This window comes from Paenibacillus sp. FSL H8-0280, from assembly GCF_045040665.1.
Lineage (GTDB): Bacteria > Bacillota > Bacilli > Paenibacillales > Paenibacillaceae > Paenibacillus > Paenibacillus xylanexedens_A.
In genome coordinates this window covers 6,555,909-6,579,616 of the sequence record NZ_CP150296.1, presented here as the reverse complement: position 1 = coordinate 6,579,616, position 23,708 = coordinate 6,555,909, and the positions used below count along the sequence as shown (strand labels likewise).

The 23,708-nt window shown below is 47.9% G+C and carries 23 protein-coding genes; 11 read left to right on the top strand and 12 right to left on the bottom strand.

What is annotated here, in order from left to right:
• Position 1: 1 nt before the first annotated feature.
• On the bottom strand, positions 2–814 hold the full coding sequence (locus MHI12_RS28630; protein WP_405170956.1) for a hypothetical protein: 813 nt from the start codon (positions 812–814) through the stop codon (positions 2–4).
• A gap of 69 nt (positions 815–883) precedes the next feature.
• The gene (locus MHI12_RS28625; RefSeq protein ID WP_341009957.1) at positions 884–1,201 is read right to left on the bottom strand and encodes a metalloregulator ArsR/SmtB family transcription factor; all 318 of its coding nucleotides are present in this window, start codon (positions 1,199–1,201) and stop codon (positions 884–886) included.
• Positions 1,202–1,364: 163 nt separating this feature from the next.
• Here MHI12_RS28625 and MHI12_RS28620 point away from each other — a divergent pair, with 163 nt between their 5' ends.
• On the top strand, positions 1,365–1,754 hold the full coding sequence (locus MHI12_RS28620) for a nuclear transport factor 2 family protein (RefSeq protein ID WP_405170955.1): 390 nt from the start codon (positions 1,365–1,367) through the stop codon (positions 1,752–1,754).
• A gap of 658 nt (positions 1,755–2,412) precedes the next feature.
• Here MHI12_RS28620 and gntK read toward each other — a convergent pair.
• The 4 genes from gntK to MHI12_RS28600 all read right to left on the bottom strand — a co-directional run bounded on the left by gntK (position 2,413) and on the right by MHI12_RS28600 (position 7,372).
• On the bottom strand, positions 2,413–3,963 hold the full coding sequence (gntK, locus tag MHI12_RS28615; RefSeq protein WP_405170954.1) for a gluconokinase: 1,551 nt from the start codon (positions 3,961–3,963) through the stop codon (positions 2,413–2,415).
• Between the two features lie 291 nt (positions 3,964–4,254).
• Entirely contained in the window at positions 4,255–5,082 is an 828-nt protein-coding gene (locus MHI12_RS28610; protein ID WP_036612996.1) for a carbohydrate ABC transporter permease, read from the bottom strand.
• A 20-nt stretch (positions 5,083–5,102) separates the two neighbouring features.
• Positions 5,103–5,969, bottom strand: coding sequence for a carbohydrate ABC transporter permease (locus MHI12_RS28605; protein ID WP_036613110.1), 867 nt, complete (start codon positions 5,967–5,969; stop codon positions 5,103–5,105).
• Positions 5,970–6,097: 128 nt separating this feature from the next.
• Complete coding sequence (locus MHI12_RS28600; RefSeq protein ID WP_405170953.1) at positions 6,098–7,372, bottom strand: ABC transporter substrate-binding protein; 1,275 nt, start codon at positions 7,370–7,372, stop codon at positions 6,098–6,100.
• Between the two features lie 323 nt (positions 7,373–7,695).
• On the opposite strand from MHI12_RS28600, the gene MHI12_RS28595 reads away from it, so the two are divergent.
• The 5 genes from MHI12_RS28595 to MHI12_RS28575 all read left to right on the top strand — a co-directional run bounded on the left by MHI12_RS28595 (position 7,696) and on the right by MHI12_RS28575 (position 13,875).
• A complete protein-coding gene (locus MHI12_RS28595) occupies positions 7,696–8,463 on the top strand; it encodes a GTP cyclohydrolase II (protein ID WP_047840826.1) in 768 nt (255 codons plus the stop codon).
• A gap of 192 nt (positions 8,464–8,655) precedes the next feature.
• Positions 8,656–9,225 (top strand): glycerol-3-phosphate responsive antiterminator, encoded by a 570-nt coding sequence (locus tag MHI12_RS28590; RefSeq protein ID WP_405170952.1) that lies wholly within the window; start codon positions 8,656–8,658, stop codon positions 9,223–9,225.
• A 28-nt stretch (positions 9,226–9,253) separates the two neighbouring features.
• On the top strand, positions 9,254–10,741 hold the full coding sequence (gene glpK, locus MHI12_RS28585) for a glycerol kinase GlpK (RefSeq protein ID WP_405170951.1): 1,488 nt from the start codon (positions 9,254–9,256) through the stop codon (positions 10,739–10,741).
• A gap of 402 nt (positions 10,742–11,143) precedes the next feature.
• Positions 11,144–12,802: a glycerol-3-phosphate dehydrogenase/oxidase gene (locus MHI12_RS28580; RefSeq protein ID WP_405170950.1), complete on the top strand. Its 1,659-nt coding sequence runs from the start codon at positions 11,144–11,146 to the stop codon at positions 12,800–12,802.
• Between the two features lie 68 nt (positions 12,803–12,870).
• Positions 12,871–13,875, top strand: coding sequence for a Gfo/Idh/MocA family protein (locus tag MHI12_RS28575; protein WP_047840822.1), 1,005 nt, complete (start codon positions 12,871–12,873; stop codon positions 13,873–13,875).
• 104 nt (positions 13,876–13,979) lie between these two features.
• Here the strand turns inward: MHI12_RS28575 and MHI12_RS28570 are convergent, their stop codons facing one another.
• On the bottom strand, positions 13,980–14,279 hold the full coding sequence (locus tag MHI12_RS28570; protein ID WP_026081419.1) for a helix-turn-helix domain-containing protein: 300 nt from the start codon (positions 14,277–14,279) through the stop codon (positions 13,980–13,982).
• Between the two features lie 423 nt (positions 14,280–14,702).
• On the opposite strand from MHI12_RS28570, the gene MHI12_RS28565 reads away from it, so the two are divergent.
• On the top strand, positions 14,703–15,083 hold the full coding sequence (locus MHI12_RS28565) for a DoxX family protein (protein ID WP_076333762.1): 381 nt from the start codon (positions 14,703–14,705) through the stop codon (positions 15,081–15,083).
• Between the two features lie 197 nt (positions 15,084–15,280).
• On the opposite strand, the gene MHI12_RS28560 is transcribed toward MHI12_RS28565, so the two are convergent.
• From MHI12_RS28560 to MHI12_RS28550, 3 genes are all read right to left on the bottom strand, one after another.
• Complete coding sequence (locus MHI12_RS28560; RefSeq protein WP_047840820.1) at positions 15,281–15,799, bottom strand: AbrB/MazE/SpoVT family DNA-binding domain-containing protein; 519 nt, start codon at positions 15,797–15,799, stop codon at positions 15,281–15,283.
• A gap of 106 nt (positions 15,800–15,905) precedes the next feature.
• Positions 15,906–16,586, bottom strand: a complete 681-nt coding sequence (locus tag MHI12_RS28555; protein WP_047840819.1) for an LrgB family protein — start codon at positions 16,584–16,586, stop codon at positions 15,906–15,908.
• Positions 16,583–16,954 (bottom strand): CidA/LrgA family protein, encoded by a 372-nt coding sequence (locus MHI12_RS28550; RefSeq protein ID WP_017691758.1) that lies wholly within the window; start codon positions 16,952–16,954, stop codon positions 16,583–16,585. The genes MHI12_RS28555 and MHI12_RS28550 overlap by 4 nt, the downstream gene beginning before the upstream one ends.
• A 163-nt stretch (positions 16,955–17,117) precedes the next feature.
• Here MHI12_RS28550 and cidR point away from each other — a divergent pair, with 163 nt between their 5' ends.
• From cidR to MHI12_RS28530, 4 genes are all read left to right on the top strand, one after another.
• Positions 17,118–18,002 (top strand): cidABC operon transcriptional activator CidR, encoded by an 885-nt coding sequence (gene cidR, locus MHI12_RS28545; protein WP_341009397.1) that lies wholly within the window; start codon positions 17,118–17,120, stop codon positions 18,000–18,002.
• Between the two features lie 112 nt (positions 18,003–18,114).
• The gene (locus MHI12_RS28540; protein WP_221819709.1) at positions 18,115–18,972 is read left to right on the top strand and encodes a carbon-nitrogen hydrolase family protein; all 858 of its coding nucleotides are present in this window, start codon (positions 18,115–18,117) and stop codon (positions 18,970–18,972) included.
• A gap of 72 nt (positions 18,973–19,044) precedes the next feature.
• Positions 19,045–19,719, top strand: coding sequence for a GNAT family N-acetyltransferase (locus MHI12_RS28535; RefSeq protein ID WP_405170949.1), 675 nt, complete (start codon positions 19,045–19,047; stop codon positions 19,717–19,719).
• A gap of 46 nt (positions 19,720–19,765) precedes the next feature.
• The gene (locus tag MHI12_RS28530) at positions 19,766–20,437 is read left to right on the top strand and encodes a hypothetical protein (protein ID WP_047840815.1); all 672 of its coding nucleotides are present in this window, start codon (positions 19,766–19,768) and stop codon (positions 20,435–20,437) included.
• A gap of 568 nt (positions 20,438–21,005) precedes the next feature.
• Here MHI12_RS28530 and MHI12_RS28525 read toward each other — a convergent pair.
• Together MHI12_RS28525 and MHI12_RS28520 are read right to left on the bottom strand one after the other, a co-directional pair.
• Positions 21,006–22,928, bottom strand: a complete 1,923-nt coding sequence (locus MHI12_RS28525) for an LTA synthase family protein (RefSeq protein ID WP_405173064.1) — start codon at positions 22,926–22,928, stop codon at positions 21,006–21,008.
• A gap of 231 nt (positions 22,929–23,159) precedes the next feature.
• Complete coding sequence (locus MHI12_RS28520; protein ID WP_036612926.1) at positions 23,160–23,657, bottom strand: antibiotic biosynthesis monooxygenase; 498 nt, start codon at positions 23,655–23,657, stop codon at positions 23,160–23,162.
• Between the last annotated feature and the right edge of the window lie 51 nt (positions 23,658–23,708).

Genomic DNA, 23,708 nt, shown 5'->3' with positions numbered 1-23,708 from the left:
ATCACATTTGAGGAAGATAGGAGCCGAAATAATGTTTTACGGCTTCCGCATGATATCCATCATCACCTTGCCAGGTTGCTGCAAAGACAAAATCGCTGGAACCACCTTTGCGTTTTCTCGGTTTATCTCCAGGAACCAGTATGCCGGCTGCCGCCCAGATTTCCAGCAGGGCATCTCGCTCCTGTTTGCTGGAAGGGAAGAGATCCTTCCACTTCTTCTCGAGGGAACGAGCACTGTCTTTGGGGTCCTCAGTCTGAGCTGCTTCAAGAAGGTTGACCAGGATGGCTTGGTCTTCAGGGGTTACTTCATAGTTTGCATCGTTGTCCTGAAGCAGTAATTCCAGATCCATCAGGCAATAGATAAGCCAGCCGTGACGCACGCCGCCCCACTTGATCCGTTCAAAGTTCAGGACGTTTAAATCGACGTTGGTATATTCCTTGTCTGACTGCAAATGCAGGAAGTTACAATCTCCACAGGCACTGGTGTTAGGGTGAAGGGCAGGGCGTTCCGCATAGGTGTGTAAAGGCATGTTCGATGTTAAAGCCCAACTGGATAATGCGCTGCGCAGATAGACTTTTTTGGTGGACAGACTATGTAGAAATGCCGAAATCACTCGTTCCTTGAACGAGTCATCCTGATGCATGTCGTATAGACGCTGGACAATCTCGTCATGCGTGATCGTGAGTGGGTCGAACATGACACCTTTGCTTTTGGCATATTCAAATTCATCTCCAGAGAAGGGTAGAGAGGTTGTTTTCCAACCGCCACCTCCCCAGAAGGTGCTCAGCAGTATCTTTGCCGCCTTTTTGTCCATATGGTTAGCCTCCTTTATGGGAATTGTGATTATCATGAAAGTAGTTCTTCAATCTCAAACCTGCTTACTTTAATGTACGTATTCCTCGGTTGTATTCAGAATCATCTCAACGAGGCCTGGAAAACGTGTGTTTAGTTCATCCTTTCGTAGGGAGTAGAAGTGCTGTTTACCTTCAATGCGCGGCTGGATCACGCCAGCTTCACGTAAAATTTTGATGTGATGGGACAACGTGGATTTGGAAATATGGTCTACTTCGAAGGCGGAACAATTTTTCTCGCCAGAGCTGGCCAGGCAGTGTGCAATTTTCATGCGGATCGGATCACCCAATGCATTGCAGACCGTAGTCAGTTTCAATTCCGAAGCCATAGGTATCGTTGGAGTTCTCATATCTATGACGTTAGCATATTCGGCTTTCTCTTTCAATGTTTGAAAAATTTCGAACTATATCTTGCAGGCAGTATAAGAAGTATGATACATTTCTTTTCAGTTAGTTCGAAAATATTCGAACTGAAAGATTGGAAAACGGCTTTTTATTCTAGGAGGAATATAAATGAGTACTATGAGTAACACTACACTGTTGAACAACTATTTCCGTTTATTTGATGCTTCACGTACAGACGAGCGCGCCATGCAGGACTTATTGTCACTGTTTACACCGGACGCAGAGATTGTACTTAACGGCACCAGTCGAACAGGATTCGATGGTTTCATGAAAGCTTTCTACGAATACAATAAGGATGTAAAACATATGTGGGACGCGTGGGTGCAACAGCCTGACGGCAGTTACCAAACTAACTGGGCGGTGTGCGGACAAGCGGCGGACGGAACGGTATATGCCAAAGCAGGCATCGATATCGCGCGTGTGAATGATGCGGGGCAGATTGTGTACCTGGAGAACGTGCAGGCCGACCAAAATGCGTTTAGCAAGTATAATCAGTAATAGCTGAGTATAAATAGGTAATAATGAAACGTTAGGAAACGAAGCTCTGCAGTCTTTCAAGCTGTGGGGCTTTTTTTGGTCGCATATTTAGGTGATTTGAACGGCGCTGAGGACGAGGGCTTCATCACTCTGGTAGCACAGTTTCTACAGGTAGATTGGTACACAAAAACTGTACATGAAAAGGACCGTCCCGCATGTTTTAAACATGGCGGGATGGTCCTTATGAACGTGCATAAGATGTACTCGCTAGAGCCGCAGGTTATTCTGAGCCAGACGCAGCTTAGCAGGGGGGACAACTACATGGTGGTGACGATGGTCGGTCATTTCTAACGAACCAGAGACGCGCTATTGGCCAAAAATCTGCATCAGTCAGATTCTAACGAATCGCTGAGACGCTATTTTCCGGTTATTCTAACTTTGGGGCAGTTTTCCGCGGCTAAAATCGGATATAAGGTGTCTCAGGTTCGTTAGATTTTGAAAACATGCTAAAAGCTTCAAATAAGACGTCTACGATTCGTTAGCGTATTCTATGTTCAACGTTTTGACCCTCCATCGTGTAACATTCCAGATGTTTAACCCTCAAATCTCCAACCCTCATATGCTCAGAACCTAAACCGTCCCATCCTCCGGTCATCCTGCATGCGACCCCACGCCTTCTCTACTCTTGCATCGTCTTATTCTGAAAAGCGGCGATATCTGCATACTCTTCTTCGAATTTGCGGGAGATGCGGATGAAGATCGGGAGCAACTCCCGATAAACGCGGACACTGTCCGGGTCTGGTTGGTGCCGATGCGTTGATCCGATCATGCCGGAGACGGCACTCAGGGAATCGATGCGGCCAAGGGCGTACAAGCCCAGTACGGCTGCACCGAGACAGGAGCTTTCAATACTTTCGGGAATGATGACATCCTGATCGAAAATATCGGCCATCATCTGGCGCCACAACTCAGAGCGGGCGAAGCCGCCTGTCGCCTGGATTTTTTTCGGACGACCGATCTTTTCTTCAATCGCCAGCATGACCGTGTACAGGTTAAACAACACACCTTCGAGCGCGGCGCGAATCATATGTTCTTTCTTATGATGCAGCGTCAGGCCGAAGAACGAACCCCGTGCATTGGGATTCCAGAGCGGAGCCCGCTCACCTGTCATATACGGATGGAACAAGAGACCTTCCGAACCTGGAGGTACGTTTTCTGCGACACGAGTGAGCACTTCATATGGATCGATGCCAAGTCGTTTCGCAGTCTCCACCTCGGAAGCTGCAAACTCGTCCCGAATCCAGCGGAAAATAACACCGCCATTGTTCACCGGTCCGCCAATGACCCAGGCATCTTCCGTGAGCGCATAACAGAAGAAGCGTCCTTTTGGATCGGTCACCGGTTTGTCTACGACTGTACGAATCGCTCCACTTGTACCAATGGTCACGGCGACGACGCCTGGATCAATGGCGTTCACGCCCAAATTCGAGAGCACACCATCACTGGCCCCGATGACAAACGGTGTGGTGACCGCAATGCCCATCTCCTTGGCGTACTCCGAGTGCAATCCATGTTTCAGCACATGTGTGGTCGGTACCAATCGGGACAAGTGTTCCGGCGTGATGCCCGCCACATGCAGCGCTTCTGCATCCCAGTCGAGTTTCTCCAGATTCATGAGTCCGGTGGCGGAGGCCATCGAGTGATCAATGACGTATTCAGAAAATAATTTATAGAAAACATATTCTTTCATGGATATGAATTTGTGCGTCTGTCTGAACAGTTCCGGTTGATCCCGAGTGAGCCACATGATCTTGGTGAGAGGGGACATCGGATGAATCGGCGTACCAGTTCTCAGATAGATTTCGTGACCATTCATCTCCGATTTGAGTGCTTCGGTCCACTCGGCACTGCGATTATCTGCCCATGTCATGGCTCGCATCAGCGGTGTGCCGTGTTGATCGACAGGCAGAATACTGTGCATGGCCGAACTGAACGATACAAACAGGATGTCCTCTGGTTTAACCCCCGCTTTGGAAGTGGCCTGTTTAACGGATTCGATGACTGCTTTAAAAATATCTTCCGCATCCTGCTCCGCAATCGCAGGTGTGGGGGTGTGCAGCGGATAATCGGCACTGCCTTGAGCCAAAATGGTTCCGTTCTGTTCGAACAAGACGGCCTTGGTGGAGGTCGTGCCGATATCTACGCCGATCATATAGGGTGAAGAAGCCATTTTGTCATCCCTCTTTCTTGAATATATAAGTGAAATGAATGCTGTTACACGTTAACACTTCGGGTACAGAAAGCCTTCTGATCACGTAAATGCGAAGCATATGCTTTCGAAGTAGCTTTCCTCTGGAAAGCTTTTAACTCCATTTCTTCAGGCCCTTTCTGTCCCCTTCGTGCACTTGGCGCCATTCATTCAACTTATATGGCATCTGTTATTTCATCTATAGATAAGAATATCAGACTTGAGGGATGGATCAAAATGGAGCAGATTAAGTCAATCTCGATTACACCATCCTTAATCCTTCACCGCTCCTGCGGCAATATCCGAAATAAATTGACGGCTGATGAACAGGAACATAACAATGAGTGGAATGACGGCAAGCAACGTACCCGCGATAACCATTGCGTAGTCCGTATTATATAGTCCGTTTAATTGAGACAATGCAATTTGCAACGTGTATTTGCGTTCATCCGTCAGGACGATCAAAGGCCACAGATAATCATTCCATACGCCGATAAAGGTGAACGCGCCGAGGAAAGCAAAGGCAGGTCGCAAAATCGGCAACGCCACGTTCCAATAAAGTCGGAAGAAATTACAGCCGTCGATCCGACCTGCATCCAGCAGATCGTTCGGAATCGACTCTGTCGCATACTGGCGAATCCAGAAGATACCGAAGGCGTTCACCATGCCCGGAATAATGAGGGCTTTGAAGGAACCGACCCAGCCGAACGTAGCCATGAGTACGAAGGAAGGCACCAGCGACAGCTGGGAAGGTACCATCATGGTGGCGAGCAGCAGGATGAAGAGCCACTTTTTGCCGGGAAATTCAAACTTCGCAAACGCAAACCCCGCCAGTGAGTCAAAAAACAGCACCAGAATGGTCACAAGGCCTGACACAAACAACGTATTCAGAAAGGCGCCCCAGAAGTCAATCTGCTGCAACACCCGCGTAATATTATTCCACAGTTCACCGCCGAACCAGAGCTGGGGTGGGAACTTGTAGATATCGGACGTTGTCCGGGTGGACATTACAATCAGCCAATAGAACGGGAACATGGATATGAGCATGCCCCCGATAAGACCGGTATACAACACCAGCGATTTGAGGTGTTTGGTCGCCATGTGCGCTCCCCCTTGTCACATCAGGATGATTTGCCTTGAACAAGCTTCCAGTTCACAATCGAGAACAGGGCGATAATGAGGAACATGCCCCAACCAACGGCAGCGCCATATCCGAAATAATTGTTAATGAAGGATTCACGGTAGAGGTACAGTACAATCGTCATGCCTGCTGCACCTGCGCCACCGTCATTGCCTACCAATACTTGTGGCTCGGTGAACAGCTGCATACCGCCGATCGTTGATGTAATGACCGTAAACAGGATCACAGGACGCAGCATCGGAATTGTAATTCGGAAAAAGGACTGTATCGCTGATGCGCCATCAATCTTGGCCGCTTCGTATAATGTCTGCGGAATACTCTGAAGTCCGGCCAGATAGATGACGGCGTTATATCCGGTCCAGCGCCAGACTACCATGGAGGAGATTGCGACTTTGATGCCCCATGGTGCATTAAGCCACTCCACAACCGGTAGCCCGACCGACTGCAACAGATAATTGAGAAAGCCATAATTGTTGGCAAATAAGGCACCGAAGATAATGGCTACCGCCACGATGGACGTGACATTTGGCAGGAAATAACCGACCCGAAACAGGGTGCGGAACTTCACAAATGGTGCATGCAGCAAAAAGGCAATAATCAGGGCGAAGAAGAGCATCGGAATCGTCGAATAGATCCAGATCATGAACGTGTTACCCACGGCTTGCCAGAACTCGGCATCGGTCAGCATGTATTTGAAGTTGTTGAGTCCGTTAAACGTCATGACACCGATGCCATCCCATTTATGAAAAGCCAGATAGAGTGAGAACCCGATCGGGAACAGGCCAAATACCGCAAACAGAATATAAAACGGCGATATCGCAACATAAAGTGCACGATGCTCCCACATTCTCGCCCATAGTGACTTCTGCCGATCCAGATCAGGTCTTGCATTTCCGGGATCGGGAGTAAGACGAGGTTCAGTTACAGCCATATGAATTCCTCCTTTGCGGATAACGAAACCACACGTTGTTCAGGTTAACGCTGCAATTCTCGCTCGACGCGGTGTACCGTATCCGTCCAGACCTGCTGTGGATCGGCATTTTGCTTCGCGACATCATTCAGCCGTCGAGTGATAATGTTGTGTACGGATGGATATCTTTCGCCAAAGAAAGCATCCGGCACATCCTGTGCCGATTCGGCAAATACAGGCCCTGTCGCCTGTCCACCGAAGAAAGGTTCTTTTTCTTTCATGGCAGGATCATCAAACACACCTGGTGCAGAAGGGAACAGATTCAATGTCTGATATTGCTCCAGTTGATTTTCGGGACTTTGCAGCCAGCGAACCAGTTCAAAGGCTTCCTGAGGATGTTCACTCGACTTCAGGATGGACAGGAATGATCCTCCGTTATTGCCATCTCCCCCCGGGGCCCGAGCGACCCGCCATTTCCCCGATGTATCCGGAGCGGCTTCCTGAAGCACTTGCTTCATCCAAACAGCGCCCACGAAAGAGGCAATCTCGCCATTATTCATCGCTGCGTTCCAGCCTGGAGTCCAGCCGTCTGCATTGGCAAGCAGTCCCTTCTCTTTGAAAGCAACGGCCGTACCCCAGCTCTTGCCCACAATAGGGGAATCCATGCCGATAAAGGACCCGTCCGGCCGGAAATAACGCTCCGCAGACTGCGATATGACTTGATTGTAAACGGTTGCAATATTGTCGGTTAGAAAAACCTTGCCTCCGAATTTTTCCTTGAGCTGTTCTCCGGCAGCAGCATATGCATCCCAGCTGTTGATCTGGCGTGTAACGTCTTCGGGATCAGATGGCAATCCGGCCTCCTTGAACAGATCTTCTCGGTAAAAGAGGGCAGTTGGTCCCGTATCCATCGGGAAACCGATCATCTGTCCGCTTGGCGTAACGCCTTGCTTCCATTTCCACGGCAGATATTGGTCTTCAATATCTCCTGCACCGAGATCGTACAGATTATAGAAACGGTCCTCACTGGGAAATAGCTCCATGATCCAGTCGTTCAATGCTACAATGTCTGGTTCACCTGAGCGTGCAGCGAGTGTTGTTTTGAGTTTTGCTTTGAAATCACCGCCGATTTTCTGAGCTGTCAGTTCGATATTGGGGAACTTTTCCTTAGCCCTGGCAATCAACTTATCATCGATGGAACGATTCCAGTACCATAATGTAAGCGCTACCTTTTTGTTGTTCGCTGAATCGTCCTGTCCGGGCCAGATGGAGCATCCGCTTATGAGCAGGACGCAGACCATCAGTATGGCTGTCCAGCATGTTCTTTTCCGGCGGATCATGTGTATTACCCCCTCATCGTTAAGTTCGAGGCATGAAGTGCTTTGGACTACAACATTAGTGTATGAGCAGTTTATAAACTCATACCCAATATTCCTAAAATGAAACACATATTTGTGTCGATTGCGTAACATAAATTGGGTAGTTACTTTAAAAATAAAAGTTACTTGACACATTATAATTTTTATTCTAAACTAACTTACATAAAGTAACTAATGATGATGAGAATAATATAGATACGTACTATATAACATCCAAGTGATCCAATTTCACGCTGGATGCGAATCAATCAACATACAAGTTGGCCTAAACAGGAGGAACGACAATGATCAATTCACATATTATTCAACTGCTTGCCCCCAAAATTCAGACTTTTCCGAGTGGAAAAGAGTTTATATACCTGGTGGGACCAATCAAGCTTCCGGTTAACCTCGATGGGGAGACCAAGACATTCCAGTGGTACAGCTGGATGAAATCGGACAAAGCGATGGAGAGCGGCGAGTTAATCGAATCTCTTGCTGAGGCTGAACTGGCAGAGCGTCAACAATCCAGTGTTCTGGTGTACGGTGACTTTGCTGAAGCACAAGAAGCGCTGATCCGGATGCATAGCATCTGTCATACAGGCGACATCTTTGGCAGCAAACGCTGTGATTGTGGCTTCCAATTGGAGCAATCCATGAAAATGATCGCCGCTCATGGAGCGGGTGCACTGTTCTATCTTGCGAACCATGAGGGACGTGGCATTGGTCTGTTCAGCAAAGCCATGGCGTACATTTTGCAAGAAGAAGGTCTGGATACGGTAGATGCGAACTTGCAGCTCGGATTCACAGACGATGCCCGCAATTATGACGATGCGATTGCCGTATTGCGTGCGCTTCGCTCCGCACCGGTTACATTGATCACCAACAATCCACGGAAGCTGGCTGCTTTGCAGGAAGCGGGATTGAATGTGGGCGGACGTGTGCCACTATGGGGAGATCGCTCTGCTTTCAACGAGAAATATCTGCAAACGAAAGTGAACCGTTCCGGTCATTTGGCAGAAAGTGATGGTTGGGCTGGGGCAGAGACGCTGCTTCCGCATGCGCAGGCTTAATCTTTACTCATTGAACATATACGATTAGCTGATTAGCCGTTGTTGTACTCTCCGCTATGGAGAAGTATACAGCGGCTTTTTTGAATGGATAATAGCGTAGCGCTCAGGTTTTCCTGATTCATGGAATGGCTTGCCGTTCCTACAGTGTGGATTATACAATATAGTCATCTGATGAATGCGGGAGGAACTAAGGTGCCATTTGAGGGACAACGTATATTGCCGGCTGCAAAGAGCATGAAGCAGTTTGAAGCGATGATTGAAGGCCCTTATAGCTATGGGGTGATGCTGGAAACCCATATTGCACAGCTTCAGAGTGTAATGGACGAGGCGCGGCGGTATGACAAGAAGATACTTTTGCATGCAGATTTGGTTCAGGGTTTAAAAAACGATGAGTATGCGGCAGAGTATCTGTGTCAGCACATTCGCCCGTCAGGACTGATCTCTACACGAGCGAGTGTCATTCAGAAGGCAAAGCAGAAAGGCATTACAGCGATTCAACGTATTTTTCTGCTGGATACCCATGCGCTGGAGAAAAGTTATCTGCTGCTGGCCAAAACCCAACCTGATTATATTGAAGTATTACCTGGCGTCATTCCGCATATTATTGCGGAAGTATCTGTGCGTACAGGGATACCCATTATTGCAGGGGGATTGATCCGTTCACCGGAAGAGGTTGAACTTGCGCTTGGCGTCGGGGCTACGGCAGTGACCACATCCAACACAGATCTGATCCGACATTTCGAGAAATCGCTTACACCTTAAAAAGAACCCACAACAGGAGGTTGGCTGTATGGAAAAATATATATTGGCTCTGGATCAGGGAACAACAAGCTCCCGAGCTATTCTGTTTAACCGTGGCGGAGAGATTGTGCACATTGCACAGCAGGAATTTCCTCAGTATTTCCCCAAACCGGGCTGGGTAGAGCAGAATGCCAACGAAATCTGGAGTTCCATTCTTGCCGTGATGGCTTCATGTCTGGCAGAGAGCGGAATTAAACCTGTTCAGATTGCCGGAATTGGAATTACAAATCAGCGGGAGACCGTTGTGGTATGGGACAAAGAAAAAGGCAGACCCATCTATAATGCAGTGGTATGGCAATCCAGACAGACCGCAGATATCTGTGAAGAATTGAAGATGCAGGGACTCGGAGACCTTTTCCGAAGCAAAACAGGATTACTGATCGATCCCTACTTCTCGGGAACGAAGGTCAAGTGGATTCTGGATCATGTCCCTGGTGCCCGGGAGCGGGCCGAGAAGGGTGAATTGTTATTTGGCACAATTGATAGTTGGCTGATCTGGAAACTGAGCGGGGGTACACATGTCACGGATATATCCAATGCCTCACGTACCCTAATCTATAACATCTATGATCTGCAATGGGATGACGAATTGTTGGCTATCCTCGACATTCCCAAGGCCATGCTGCCAGAGGTGCGAGGTTCATCCGAGGTGTATGCACATACGACAGATTATCATTTCTTCGGTCATCGGATTCCGATTGCGGGAGCGGCAGGAGATCAGCAGGCAGCGATGTTTGGTCAGGGCTGTTACACCAAGGGCAGTATGAAAAATACATATGGGACCGGTTGTTTTATGCTTATGAATACAGGAGAGAGCCCGGTACAATCCGATCACGGACTGATTACAACGATTGCCTGGGGGATGAATGGCAAGGTTGAATATGCGCTCGAAGGCAGCATTTTTGTTGCAGGGTCTGCGGTTCAGTGGCTGCGTGACGGATTAAGAATGCTTCGCTCTTCAAAAGATAGCGAGGATTACGCCTCACGTGTGCCTTCCACAGACGGCGTTTATATGGTACCTGCATTTGTGGGACTGGGCAGTCCGTATTGGGATAGTGAGGTTAAGGGTGCGGTGTTTGGCCTGACCCGAGGCACGACAAAGGAACACTTTATTCGTGCTACGCTTGAGGCGTTGGCGTATCAGACCAAGGATGTACTGGAGGCAATGGAATCCGACTCGGGTATTCCCGTGCATGCTCTGCGTGTGGATGGCGGGGCGGCGGCCAATGATTTTCTCATGCAATTCCAGAGTGATATTCTGGGCATTCCTGTCGAACGCCCAACGGTGAATGAAACAACAGCATTGGGTGCGGCTTATCTGGCAGGATTGGCGGTTGGATATTGGACGAGTGCGGATGAATTGACCGATCATGAAAATACGGAGCGTGTCTTCCAGCCTGTTATGGCTGAGCAACAACGAACAGAACTGTATGCAGGCTGGAAGCGTGCAGTTAACGCAGCAATGGCTTTTAAATAAAAGAAATGAGATGAATATTTCTTGGTGTGGGTATTTGTACTTTTTAACTAAACATATGTTAGAAATGATATTTACTGGTGGAAAATGATGCATGATTTACAGGGTTATTCTTCCTGGAGAAGGCAAAATATATAACCACTATAAGGAAAAATACAAGGTTAGTGGATTCATTTGAAATTCCATCCTTTGGCAGAACAACTTTTTGAATTTTTTTTGAATAATGTGTCATTTCAGGACTTCACGCCGTCAAAAATCTGTGATAGGATAAAGGCACAAGTTAAAAAAATGATGTCTGGAGATCGGGAGGGACCACGTGCCGCTCAGCAATTGCTGAGCGAATGACGTGGTCCTTTTTTTGTTTTTTTTACGGAAAAATTGAGAAAATCAATAGGAGGTTCAAGAATGACAGAAACGTTCTCGTCAGCACACCGGACCGAATATTTGCAAAGCATGGCGAATGTACATTTTGACGTATTAATTATTGGTGGTGGGATTACAGGCGCAGGGATTGCATTGGACGCGGCTTCCCGTGGATTGAAGACAGCGCTTGTCGAAATGCAAGATTTTGCAGCAGGTACATCCAGTCGATCGACCAAACTTGTCCATGGCGGATTGCGATATTTGAAGCAATATGAAGTGAAGATGGTTGCTGAGGTAGGACGGGAGCGGGCTGTAGTTTACGAGAATGGGCCACATGTGACAACACCGGAACCGATGTTGTTACCGATCTATACGGCAGGCACGTTCGGCCGCTTCAGCACATCCATTGGACTGATGGTGTATGATCGGCTCGCCGGGGTGAAGCGCAGTGAACGACGCCAAATGTTGAGTGCTGGAGCGGTGTCAGATAGTGAACCTTTATTACGCAAACAGGGGTTGTTGGGTGGTGGACTCTATGTGGAGTACCGGACTGATGATGCCAGGCTCACCATTGAAGTCATGAAAGAAGCTGTCAAACGTGGGGCGCAGGCCGTGAACTACGTCAAGGCGAAAGCGTTCCTGAAGGAGAATGGCAAGATTACAGGTATCGAAGCTATGGATCAGATCGATGGGCAGATATATACGCTAAAAGCAAGCAAGGTGATCAACGCTTCCGGTCCATGGGTGGACGGTCTGCGGGAATTGGACGGTTCGCGCCAGGGGAAAACGCTGCAGATGACCAAAGGTATTCATTTGGTCTTTGATGGTGAACGATTCCCATTAAGACAGGCCGTCTATTTTGATACACCAGATGGTCGAATGGTATTTGCTGTCCCACGTGATGGCAAAACCTATGTAGGCACAACCGACACTGTATATCAGGATGATCCTGCACACCCGCAAATTTCCGATTCGGATCGCGATTATGTGATTGATGCAGTTAATGGCATGTTTCCAGATGTACACATTGGTACCGAGGACGTGGAATCCGGATGGTCGGGTGTACGTCCACTAATTTATGAGGAAGGCAAGAATCCTTCCGAGATTTCACGTAAAGATGAAGTCTGGGTATCCGAATCCAATCTGATTACGATTGCCGGGGGCAAGTTAACCGGATACCGTAAAATGGCCGAGATGGTTGTTGATCTGGTCGCACGCCAGATGGAGCAGGAGAGTGGGCATTCCATAGGCCCTTGTGTAACGAAGAAGATGCCCATCTCCGGCGGTGATGTAGGGGGATCGGCTGGATTTGTATCGTATGCGGAGCGCAAGATCAAGGACGGTGTCGCCCTCGGGCTTGCCCGAACTGCTGCGGAGCGGATGGTTCGCACGTATGGTTCCAATGTGGAGGCACTGTATGAGCGAATGCCCGATCCACGCACCAAGTCCGAGCTTCATGGCATGCCACAGGAGCTATTGTTGATGCTGCGTTACGCGATTGATGAAGAGATGGCTGTAACCCCGTCTGACTTTTTGGTACGAAGAACAGGTGATTTATTCTTCCGTATTGATGAAGTTCGTCGCTATAAAGCAGCGGTTATCTCATATATGGCAGGTTGTTTGAACTGGTCTGAAGAGCAAGAGCTTAAACATACACAGGAACTGGATCAGCTGTTGCTGGAAGCATCCGGCAAAATCTAAGGCAGGATTTCAAGATCGAGAGTCGAATGGAACATGTAAGCGTGTAACATAGAGAGGGGATTACATCCATGACATTACAGATCGGAATCATTGGAACAGGCTGGTTCAGTAAGGTACACGCGGATATTCTCGCACGGATGGAAGGTGTTCGTGTTGCGAGTGTCTGTGGAACATCGCTCGAAAAGGCAGAGGCTATGGCCTCCGTTTATGATGCTGTTGGTTACGGGGAACTTGAACATATGCTGGATGGTGAGAAACTGGATGCGGTGTATATCTGTGTGCCACCGATGTCTCACGGATCGATTGAGTCCGAATTAATCCGCCGCGGTATTCCATTCCTGGTGGAGAAACCTTTGAGCACCGGAATGGATGTTCCGCGTCAGGTGTTGGATCAGGTGCAAAAGAGTGGATTGTTAACCTCTGTAGGATACCATTTCCGTTATCAGGAGGCCGCGCAGGTCCTGCAGCAATCGATGAAAGAACAGACGGTCGGCATGGCTCTTGGCCGCTGGATGGGCGGAATGCCAGGGGTCGCCTGGTGGCGGCGTCAGGACGGTTCAGGAGGACAATTCGTAGAGCAGACTACACATATTGTAGACTTGCTTCGGTATTGTGCAGGAGAAGTTACGGAGGTGTATGCTGTAGCAGCTCAGCGAAGCATGCATGAGAAGCATGAGCATGTCACCGTTGCCGATGTGGCGAATGTGACGCTCAAGCTGGAAAGTGGAGCGATTGCCAGTATCGCCAATACATGTCTGTTGCCAGATGGAGAGGGCGGCGCAGGGCTCCAGTTCTACACGGATGCAGGCGTGTGGGATTGGACGCCAGAACGTTTGCTTCTGCCAAGTGCGGCAAAACATGCGATGGCAGGTCTGGAGATCCCGGCAGGACATAATCCATACGAGCGTGAGAATGAAGCGTTCATTCACGCTCTGCGTACGGGAGACCGTTCACGGATTCTGTCCGATTATGCAGATGCCTGCCGTACACAGGAGATTACGACGGCGGCCTTGGCATCGGCAGATTCCGGTCTGCCTGTACAGCTTCAACCTTCAAAACATCTCTCTCATTAAAAGGTTGAAGGTAATATAAATACGCCTGAATCAGGGAATGATCCGCAGATCAGCCTGATTCAGGCGTATTTGTGTTGAGTAGAGATTATTGAGCAGCAATTCAACTACTCGGATTTCTGCTGTTTCAACCAGTCGGATGACCAACTGTAGATCTGATCAATGACAGGTTCAATGGCTCTGCCTTTCGGTGTCAATTCATACTCTACACGGGGAGGTATCTCGGGAAACATGTGTCGGGTTACGATACCTTCCGTCTCCATTTCCTTCAATCGCTCCGATAAAAGTCGTCCACTGATCGCCATCTCTGCTTCAAGCTCCGTAAACCGCTTGGGTCCGGACAACAGTTGGTACATGATTAACAGTACCCACTTCTTGCCTATGATGTCTATGGCTTGAGTGATCATACAGGGACTTGGTGATTTTACTTTTTTCAGCTTCAACGTGTTCACCTCGATTCATAATTATTTTCTTCAAAGTTGTATATGAAAGGACATGATTTCTGCCGCTTTAAGAATATAGGACATCCAAGTAAATGAGGGTTACTACAAAATATACTGTAACATACCTTTTGTATGTATTATACATCATACAGTGAAAAATTACTTGAAGAAATTATATTATTATTATATACTAACTTCACAAAAGTAAGTTGGTGATAAATAATACTTATAATATGAACGCGTACTATTCTGAAAAATGAACTGGGCTGAACGGTTGAAAACAAAGTGACCTTTGGGAACTTTTACATAGATTCTTTTTTTACAATGTGCAGCAAAAATAATCATTACATAGTAGGAACATATAATTTGTTATAGGAGGATCTACATATGAACAAGATTTTGGGTTACGTTTTTCTGGTTGTGTTAGCAGGTGTTTTCGTCATGACGGGGTTTAACAAGATTAGTGGAGCAGACATGATGATTCAGACATTCGAAAGTTTCTCTTATCCGACATGGACCATGTATCTGCTGGGCGCTGCGGAGTTGCTTAGTGCTGTAGGATTGCTGATTCCACGTACTCGCATCCTGGCTTCTGGCATACTGACCTTCATTCTGATTGGAGCCGTGGGAAGTCATCTGATCTATGCACAATATGCTGCTGTTCCGTTCCCGGCTGTGTTGTTGGTAGCTAACATTATTGTCCTGGTTGTGGGTATGCGCAGATTGGAAGAGGAAGAAGAAGGACAGTTGGACGCGATTCAGGCGTAAGTGAAAGATTAATTAGAAGATCTGGACTTATATTATGAGATGATCGCTGCAGATGAGCAGAGGTCATCTTTTTTTTATGTTTTGAATGTATTGAATATAAAAAAAAGAAGAACCCACGAAACATAACGGGTTCTCTTGCAGCGGGACTTCCTGAATCGGAAGGTCTTCTGACTATAAATGATCGAATACCATTCTTATTATAGTAACTTTTTTAATTGAGAGACGCGTCCTTGGCTAATGCCAAGCTTTTCCGCAATTTGCTGTTGAGCCAAACCGGGATTCTGTTCAACAATTTCTTTCATCTGTTGCAGCATGCGTGCCGTCTTTGGCCGCAGGTCCGGGTATTCTTGGTTGTCAGCTGTGGTCCCTTCTTCCCTAGCGGGAGATGAGACTGGGGCGGATTTGGAAGCAGGACGCTCCACGGGTGCAGGAGCCTGTTTGTTCTGAGGTACGAACCAGTCGGGAGAGTCATCCGGGTGTTTTAATTGAATTGCACAAGTCCGGCAGATGAATTGTTCTTTGAAATACATTTCCGTATCTACATCACCGCAAAAAATACATAATGTTGATTTGTACTTTCTTAAAATCAACTCTTTCCCTTCAATGAAAAACTCAAGCGGATCGCCGATATGGATTTCCATCGTATCCCGCATTTCTTTGGGAAGGACAATTCGTCCAAGACGGTCCAGAGATCTCTTCATTCCGGTTCTTTTCATCGCATCTCCCCCGCAATATTCACAATTAAAAACCTGTCCTTATTGTAAGGAAGAAAGGGCTTTAATACAACAATAATATTTCAAAAAAGTGGGATAATGCCATCTATTATGGAAAAATAAGTTTGGAAAGTACGGGTGCAACGGCTAAAGTGAACAATGCAGCGAGCACCATGGAGATGCTGGAGATGGTACCGGTCAGGGAACTCAGTTCAAACGCCTTGGATGTCCCTGTGCCATGGGCACCGGTTCCAAACAGTGTGCCTCGTGCAATCTCCCCATCGATGCGCAGCATTTTGACAATCGAAGGTCCCATAATTACTCCGAGCAGACCGGTCATAATAACAAAAACAGCTGTCACTGCGGGTATGCCACCGATGGTGGCGGATACGTTCATGGCAATGGGTGTTGTAATGGAGCGCGGGATCAAGCTGTGGATTAGACCTGAATCCAGACGTAACCATTTGGCGAGCAGGGCAGAAGAAAGTACGGCAACGACCGAGCCGGTCATGACACTGAAGACAATCTCGGAAATATGTTTTTTGAGTACATGGAAAAAGGTATAGAGCGGTACGGCAAAAGCCACCGTGGCCGGTTGGAGAAGCAGACTCAGCCATTTGCCACCACTGCTATACGTGGCATAATCCGTTCCGGTTGCAAGCAATATGCCAACAACAAGCAGCGGTGTAATGAGCAACGGAGACAGATATACTTTTGGCAGATTACGATACATTCGTTTTGCGACCCCATAGATACCGACGGTTAACAGCAGGCAGAGAAATCCAATCATCCGGTGTGACGCTCCTTTCGTTTGGCGATTCGTGTAGCAACCAGGCCTGTGCAGGACATGACCAGGAAAGTACTAAGTAGTACGATGAATAAAATCTGCAGTCCGTCATGCTCCAGCATGGGCATATAGTTCATAATGCCAACGGCTGACGGGATAAAAAATAACAATAGTTCACCGAGCAGCCAGGCAGCTCCAACTTCAATCCAGCGCAGCTTCACGACACGGGTCTGAAGCAGAATGAATAACACGACCATACCGAGTATTGAACCGGGTACAGGAAGGTGGAGAGTACGGGCCAACAGGTCCATGAGCAGTGAAAAAACCATTAAGAGCGCAACCTGTGCAATACCAAGGCCCCACTTTTTCACTTCAATCCCTCCTTATATAATCAACGTAATCCTTTGAGTTATTATGAAAATGAATGGAAACGTTACTTGATATCACAAATTTTACATTGCATTCTTTCATGAGTAAAATGCATATTAAGAATGTTTACTATTCCATTTATCTATGAGAGGTGGGAATCAACCGATGGATATCCGCCATTTGCAATATTTTCTGGAAGTTGCCCGGCAACAGAGCTTCACAAAAGCCGCCGAAGTTCTGTATATCACCCAGCCCACGATCAGCAAGACGGTCAAGAGTCTTGAAGAGGAGTTGGGTATCACGTTGTTGGACCGTTATGGTAAGAAAGTGGAACTAACCGATGCAGGCCATGTGTTTTTTCGTCAGGCACTGGAGATTGAAAAATCGTTCCGCAGTCTTTCGTCCGAATTGGACGATCTGATGAACTTGAAGAAAGGCCACCTGCGGATTGGCTTGCCGCCAATGGTAGGATCAAGCTTTTTCCCCATGATCATTGGTGAATTTCACAAAGCCTACCCGCAGGTGACCATTCAGTTGTTTGAGGATGGTGCCAAAAAAGTGGAGGCCGATGTGATCAGTGGTGCACTGGATATTGGCGTTGCCGTACTGCCAACCGTGGATGAGTTGTTGGATCATTTTGTGTTTGTGAAAGAGAAGCTGAACCTGCTTGTACACCCTTCACATCCGCTTGCAGGGAAAGAGTCGGTTGCGCTGCATGAACTGGAAAACGACGCCTTTGTGCTGTTTAGGGAAGATTTTGCGTTGCATGACCGGATTATTGTGGCTTGTCAGCATGCGGGATTCCAGCCCCGGGTAGTATATGAAAGCTCCCAGTGGGATCTGCTCAGCGCGATGGTTGCCGCCAATCTGGGGGTAGCCTTGCTACCGGAAACGATTTGTCGTGAGGTAGACCACATGCGCGTGCGCATTATACCCGTGGTGGAACCGGCGATTCCATGGCAGCTCGGCATGATCTGGCGGAAGGACCGCTATCTGTCTTTTGCCACGAGAGAGTGGATCGGATTCACGCAGTCGATGCTGGGTGAGTAAGGGAAGCGATCGGAAGGTTGTTCTGTCATTGTAGTGCCCAGTGTAAATACTCTTTTGTTGACCCCGGATCGTTGTTACAATGGAAGCATAATCATGATGGAGGTGTACGAACATGAAACTGCGGGTATCCGCTGTACAATACCAATTGCACACAATCAGCTCGTTTGAGCAGTTCGCCGCTCAGGCTGAGCATTACATACGGACAGCGAGCGAATACGGAACCGAATTTGTGCTGTTCCCGGAATTTTTCACAACGCAATTAATGTCCATTGGGGACAAACAAGGCAATGCACTGACAATTGAGGATCTGCCAAACTTTACGGAGCAATATGAACAACTGTTCACGTCACTTGCTGCCAAATACGGTATGCACGTTATCGGGGGAACCCACGTCATTCGCCGTGAAGGGAAGTTGTATAATACAGCCCACATGTTCTACCCAGATGGTCGCATCGCTCGCCAGGACAAGATTCACATTACACCAACCGAAGTCCAGGAATGGAATATGGCTCCCGGAGATGGACTTGAGGTGTTCGACACCGATAAAGGCCGTATTGCCATGCTGACCTGTTACGATATTGAATTCCCGGAAATTGTGCGGATGGCCAAAGCGAAAGGAGCAGACGTAATTTTCTGTCCTTCCTGCACGGACGATCGTCATGGATTCTACCGTGTGCGTTATACGAGTCATGCCCGCGCGGTGGAGAATCAGGTGTATGTTGTTTTAACCGGAACAGTGGGTAACCTGCCGACCGTTGACTTCATGCGTGCCAACTATGGACAGGCTGCAATAATTACGCCGAATGATATCCCGTTCCCGCCACGTGGCATTCTGGCCGAGGGTGAGATTAACAACGATATGATTGTGACCGCCGATCTGGATCTGGACTTGTTGTATGAGGTGCGCGAACGTGGATCGGTAACGACCTGGCGTGACCGCCGTACTGATCTGTATACCGATTGGGAGTAGCAAGTTGCTCTTAAAACCGAACGAAACGAGCAGGGAATTCATTTTGTCAGTGGAAAGGGGTGACCCGGCAACATGTATACAAAAGAAATGCTGATCACCGACCCGGAGCGAAGTGGCAAAAGGGTAAAAGCAGTCGTTCGCAATTATGTTACAGCCGACTTTGAGGAACTCATTCGTATTCAGGCGGAGAGTTTCCCTCCTCCTTATCCGGAAGAGCTGCTCTGGAGTCACGAGCAGCTCACCAGTCATGTGCAGCATTACCCGGAGGGTGCCATCTGCATTGAAGTGGATGGAGAATTGGCTGGGTCGATGACCTCGCTGCGGATGCAGTGGGATCCCGCACATCCAGCAAGGCATACGTGGGCCGAAGTAACGGATGACGGTTATATTCGTAACCACCAGTCCGATGGCAACACGCTGTATATTGTTGATCTCTGTGTTCGTCCAAAGTACCGCAAATGGGGACTGGCTCAGCTTATGATGCAGGCGATGTACCACCTTGTCATCGCTCAGGGGATGGATCGGTTACTAGGTGCTGGTAGAATGCCCGGTTATCATTTGGTTGCAGACCAACTGTCTGCGCAGGAATATCTGGATCAGGTAGCAGCGGGAGAGAGGTGTGACCCGGTGATATCGTTCCTGCTTCGCTGTGGCCGCATGCCTGTTGGTGTGACCGCAGACTATCTGGACGATGAGGAATCCTGCAACTATGCTGCCCTGATGGAGTGGCGGAATCCGTTCAGATAAAGAAATGTTAAACGAAATACATCATCAATCGAGGGGGTATTTATTCATGGAATTCACGCGTATTACATCCATTAAAGATCCATTGTTTGCCCAAATGCACAAGTTGATGCAGGAGATTTTCCCGCGGGAAGAAGTACTGGACTTCCCACTGTGGGAAGAGCCGTTGGAAGATCCGGGTATTCGGGTGTTCGTGGCTGTGCATGAGGGACAGGTTGTTGGAGCGACGGAGTACCGTTATTACGAGGATTGGAACGTAGCCATGACGGACTTCACGATTATTGGGCGCGAAGGTCTGGGAATTGGCAGTTTCCTGGCGAATCACCGCAAGCGTGATCTGCAAAAGCTGGCTGCAGCAAACGGGAAAGAATTGTTCGGTATGTTTGCCGAAATCTATAACCCTTATCTGAGTCAGGATCACGAGTTTGGCGGCATCAAGCCGATGGACCCGTATGTACGTCGCGAAGTGCTGTCCCATCTGGGATATCAGCGTCTGGACTTCCCGTATGTTCATCCATCCTGGCAAGGTGACGGCGAAGCGGTTGGCGGATTGGATCTGTGCTTTATGCCAGGCGATGAGTCGCTTGGTGAACTGCCGGCCAGTCTGGTGGCTGATTTCCTGAATCGATATTATGCTGTGCTTCCTAACAAACCACAAGAATGGCTTGCCATGGTAGAGCAATTGACTGCTCGCAAGTCGGTTGCGCTACTACCGTTGTAAACGGAAGCGGGGCTGTCACAGAGAATGGCGTTGTAATGTCCTAAGCCACGATAAAACCAGAAAAGGCCCTTTAATCAGACCGTTATCGGTTCTGTTTAATGGGCTTTTCAGTTTCATTAAAGATATTGGATGTAGATATAAAATGATTGCTAAACTTGCGGTTGGAGCAAGACACGAAGCGAGGCCTAACGAATCTGAGGCGCCTTAATCAGGGATTTGAAGCATCCGCAGAAATCTAAGGAACCTGAGAAACACTATATCCGAATAAACAACCGTTTGCAGCGTTTTTTCGGGGGATTTTGGGAAATAACGTGTCTGATGTTCTTTACAATGTATAAAGAGGACCTAAAGGTCAAATAAGACGTCCTGAGTTCCTTAGAAAATCGTCTACCCATTCGCCAGGATCCGGCCCGGCCGGCAATCTGGGACCTCAAGAAGGGGATTCGAAAATTTACTTTTTGTACGCTGATATCTATCATCATATAGCTTACCTAATTTTGAAAACATACCCTAGATTATTATTCATTGTTAATGAAGCCTATTTAACCGTACATGTAACGATTAGTTTTTATTTAACGTCCTTTCGGTCCGGTAGCTGGCTCAAATAACTGTTGGACAAGTGTGCAAGATCCAATGCTCGATCGTACTGTTCCTTTGTTATAAACCGTGAAGAAGATACCTCACTGTTATTGGGTGTGGTGAATGCTGGAGGTACCTTGTCCGCCGAAATTTTCGGTACCTCTTCCGAAGGAACATTCATCTGCTGTTGCCCTTCATCTTGTCTGCCCGCATCAGCTAGGGAATAATGTGTTCCGTCCCCGTATCCTTTCGCCGGAATGAAGAGAGAAGCATCGTTTAGCACCGACCCGGAGGGAAGGTAATAACGTTCGGGTAGCAGATTTCCACCTTCGTGAAACAAATCCTGTCCGAAGTGTAATTGGTCCTTCAGCGATACACCGGTGAGTCCCGCAATCGTTGGCAGAATGTCCACCTGGCCTCCGATCTGTTCCAGTTGTACACCCGGGGTAACGCCCGGGGCCGAGATAATGAGTGGAATATTAATCATATCTGCTGATGTGTATTCACGACCATACAACTCTTTCATAAGGACTTTGTCATCCCGATCCAGTGAATAGATGGGAAGCCCCAGGTGATCCCCGTACAAGACAAACAAGCTATTTTCCCATAATCCCCGTTCCTTCAATCCCGCAATCAACTGTCCAACCGCCTGATCTGCATAATGCTGTGATATCAGATAATCACCGGGCAACGTATCCTTGTAACGCTCCGGCAGCGTCAGTTTCACCTTGTTTTTAGGCAAAGTGTACGGGTGGTGGGCTGACATGGAGATGATATGGGCATAGAAGGGATCACCCGAAGACTGCATGGATTCCAGCTTATCCAGTGTTTTGGAATATAGGACTTCATCCGAGGCCGAAAAGGCGATAGAGTCCTGCATGCCGAAATAATCAATATCATAATACTGGTCGAATCCAAGTGCCTTGTATAACTGATCCCGATTCCAGAAGCGAACATCATTTGTATGGAATGTGGCTGTCTGATATCCGTTTGCTGACATCAACTTGGGTAGACTCGGCAGAGCTTTATCCGCATATACAGTTGTTGCTGCCCCGTTCGGCGGGGTGTAGAACGATGTGTTCACAACAAATTCTGCATCCGATGTATTTCCCTGTCCCACTTGCTGATAAAAGTTCGGAAAATACAGGCTCTGTCTAGCCAATTGATTCAGATTAGGCGTAATCTCCTGTCCATCTACCTCTAATCCAATCAGAAAGTTCTGAAACGATTCCAACTGGAGCATAATCACGTTGCGTCCGTTTGCGGCACCCTTCTCCACAATCGCAGGAAGTTCGGTCGTTTGTTTCAGTTGGTCGATGTCAGTCTGATCAATGTGAGCGATGGGCACAGGTTTATCAGGTCGATCCAGGATGGTATACGCCTCGTAACCGAGAATGCCCATCTGTTCTGCTTGTGTAAGCTCACTCATGCTAGCCCGATTGGGATAGATGTTGAGCATACACAGGATCATGGACAGGGTCAGAATGACCGAAGCAACCCGTCTTCTGGCACGTCGTTCAAGCGGAATGCGGTTCGGGCGTTCTGTACTCCCGAGCTTGATTCGACGACGAATGAGTATCCCCCCGATAATCAGAACGTCTGCAAAAATAAACAAATAATAGGGATCAAGCAAAGAGAACATGCTGCTCTTGACCGAGGTCACCTGATTCACCTGTGCCAGCGCGTGATAGTTAACGATTACGCCATAATATTTGTAGTACATGATGGCTGCAAAGAAAATCCCTGAGAGCAGCAAATTCATGGCAAGGTATATCCACATTCGCCGCTTGACAGCAAACCACTCAATTAGACAGAATCCGATCCAGATGAGCGGCAATTCGGTCAGCAGTGGTTTCCAGACAGGGATGTCATCGAAGATAACGATCCAGGCCAGTGAACTTTTGATCATCATGATAATGGTAAAGAATATAAACGGTCCGCTTAGAAATCGGGTGAGTGAACTGCGTGACAAGGTACCGCCTTCCCTTCCGAAGTTTCATTTAACAAGTATTATCCTATCTCAGCATGGCTGTGTCAAAAATGAGAGCCTTCAACATTTGACGGCAAAAAACCTCTTCCATGCAGGAAGAGGTTTGAAAAAACATGGGCTACTGCGATAAAAGCCAGATGTGACCCAATTTCGTTATTCTATAGTGTACGTTGTGACGTAAGAAGGTCTGGGGAACATGGTGGGCTTCTGTGCAGTCAGCCCTTCGCTTGTACTGCGGTTACGGTGAGCGTGACTATATGCTTGGGATTCCTGCCAGCCTTTAAAGTGTTCTTCCGACTGCCAGAGTGTAAGTACTACATATGTGTCATCCTTCAGAGGACGAAGCACACGAATACCGACAAAGCCAGGCTCGTCTTCTACCTTGCGGGCACGGTTCTTAAACCGTTCTTCAAAATCGTTCCGACCATCCTCTGTGACAGGGATATTGTTGAGAACAGCATAACCACCACCAGTCCAGGAGCCTGCGGCATCGAAAGCTTCATATGCGGCTACTTTATCATCAGACTCAATATTCATCAGGCGTTCTGCGGATTCAATAGCCAGACGCACGTGCTCTTCGCTTCGCAAAGTCAGATGCGGGTATGCAGCAAGTGCATCTGGAATCGGTGAAGGAACCAAATAGATATACATAGAAGCTGCCTCCTCATTAAGTACATTCTATTTCAAGATAGCATATGGAAA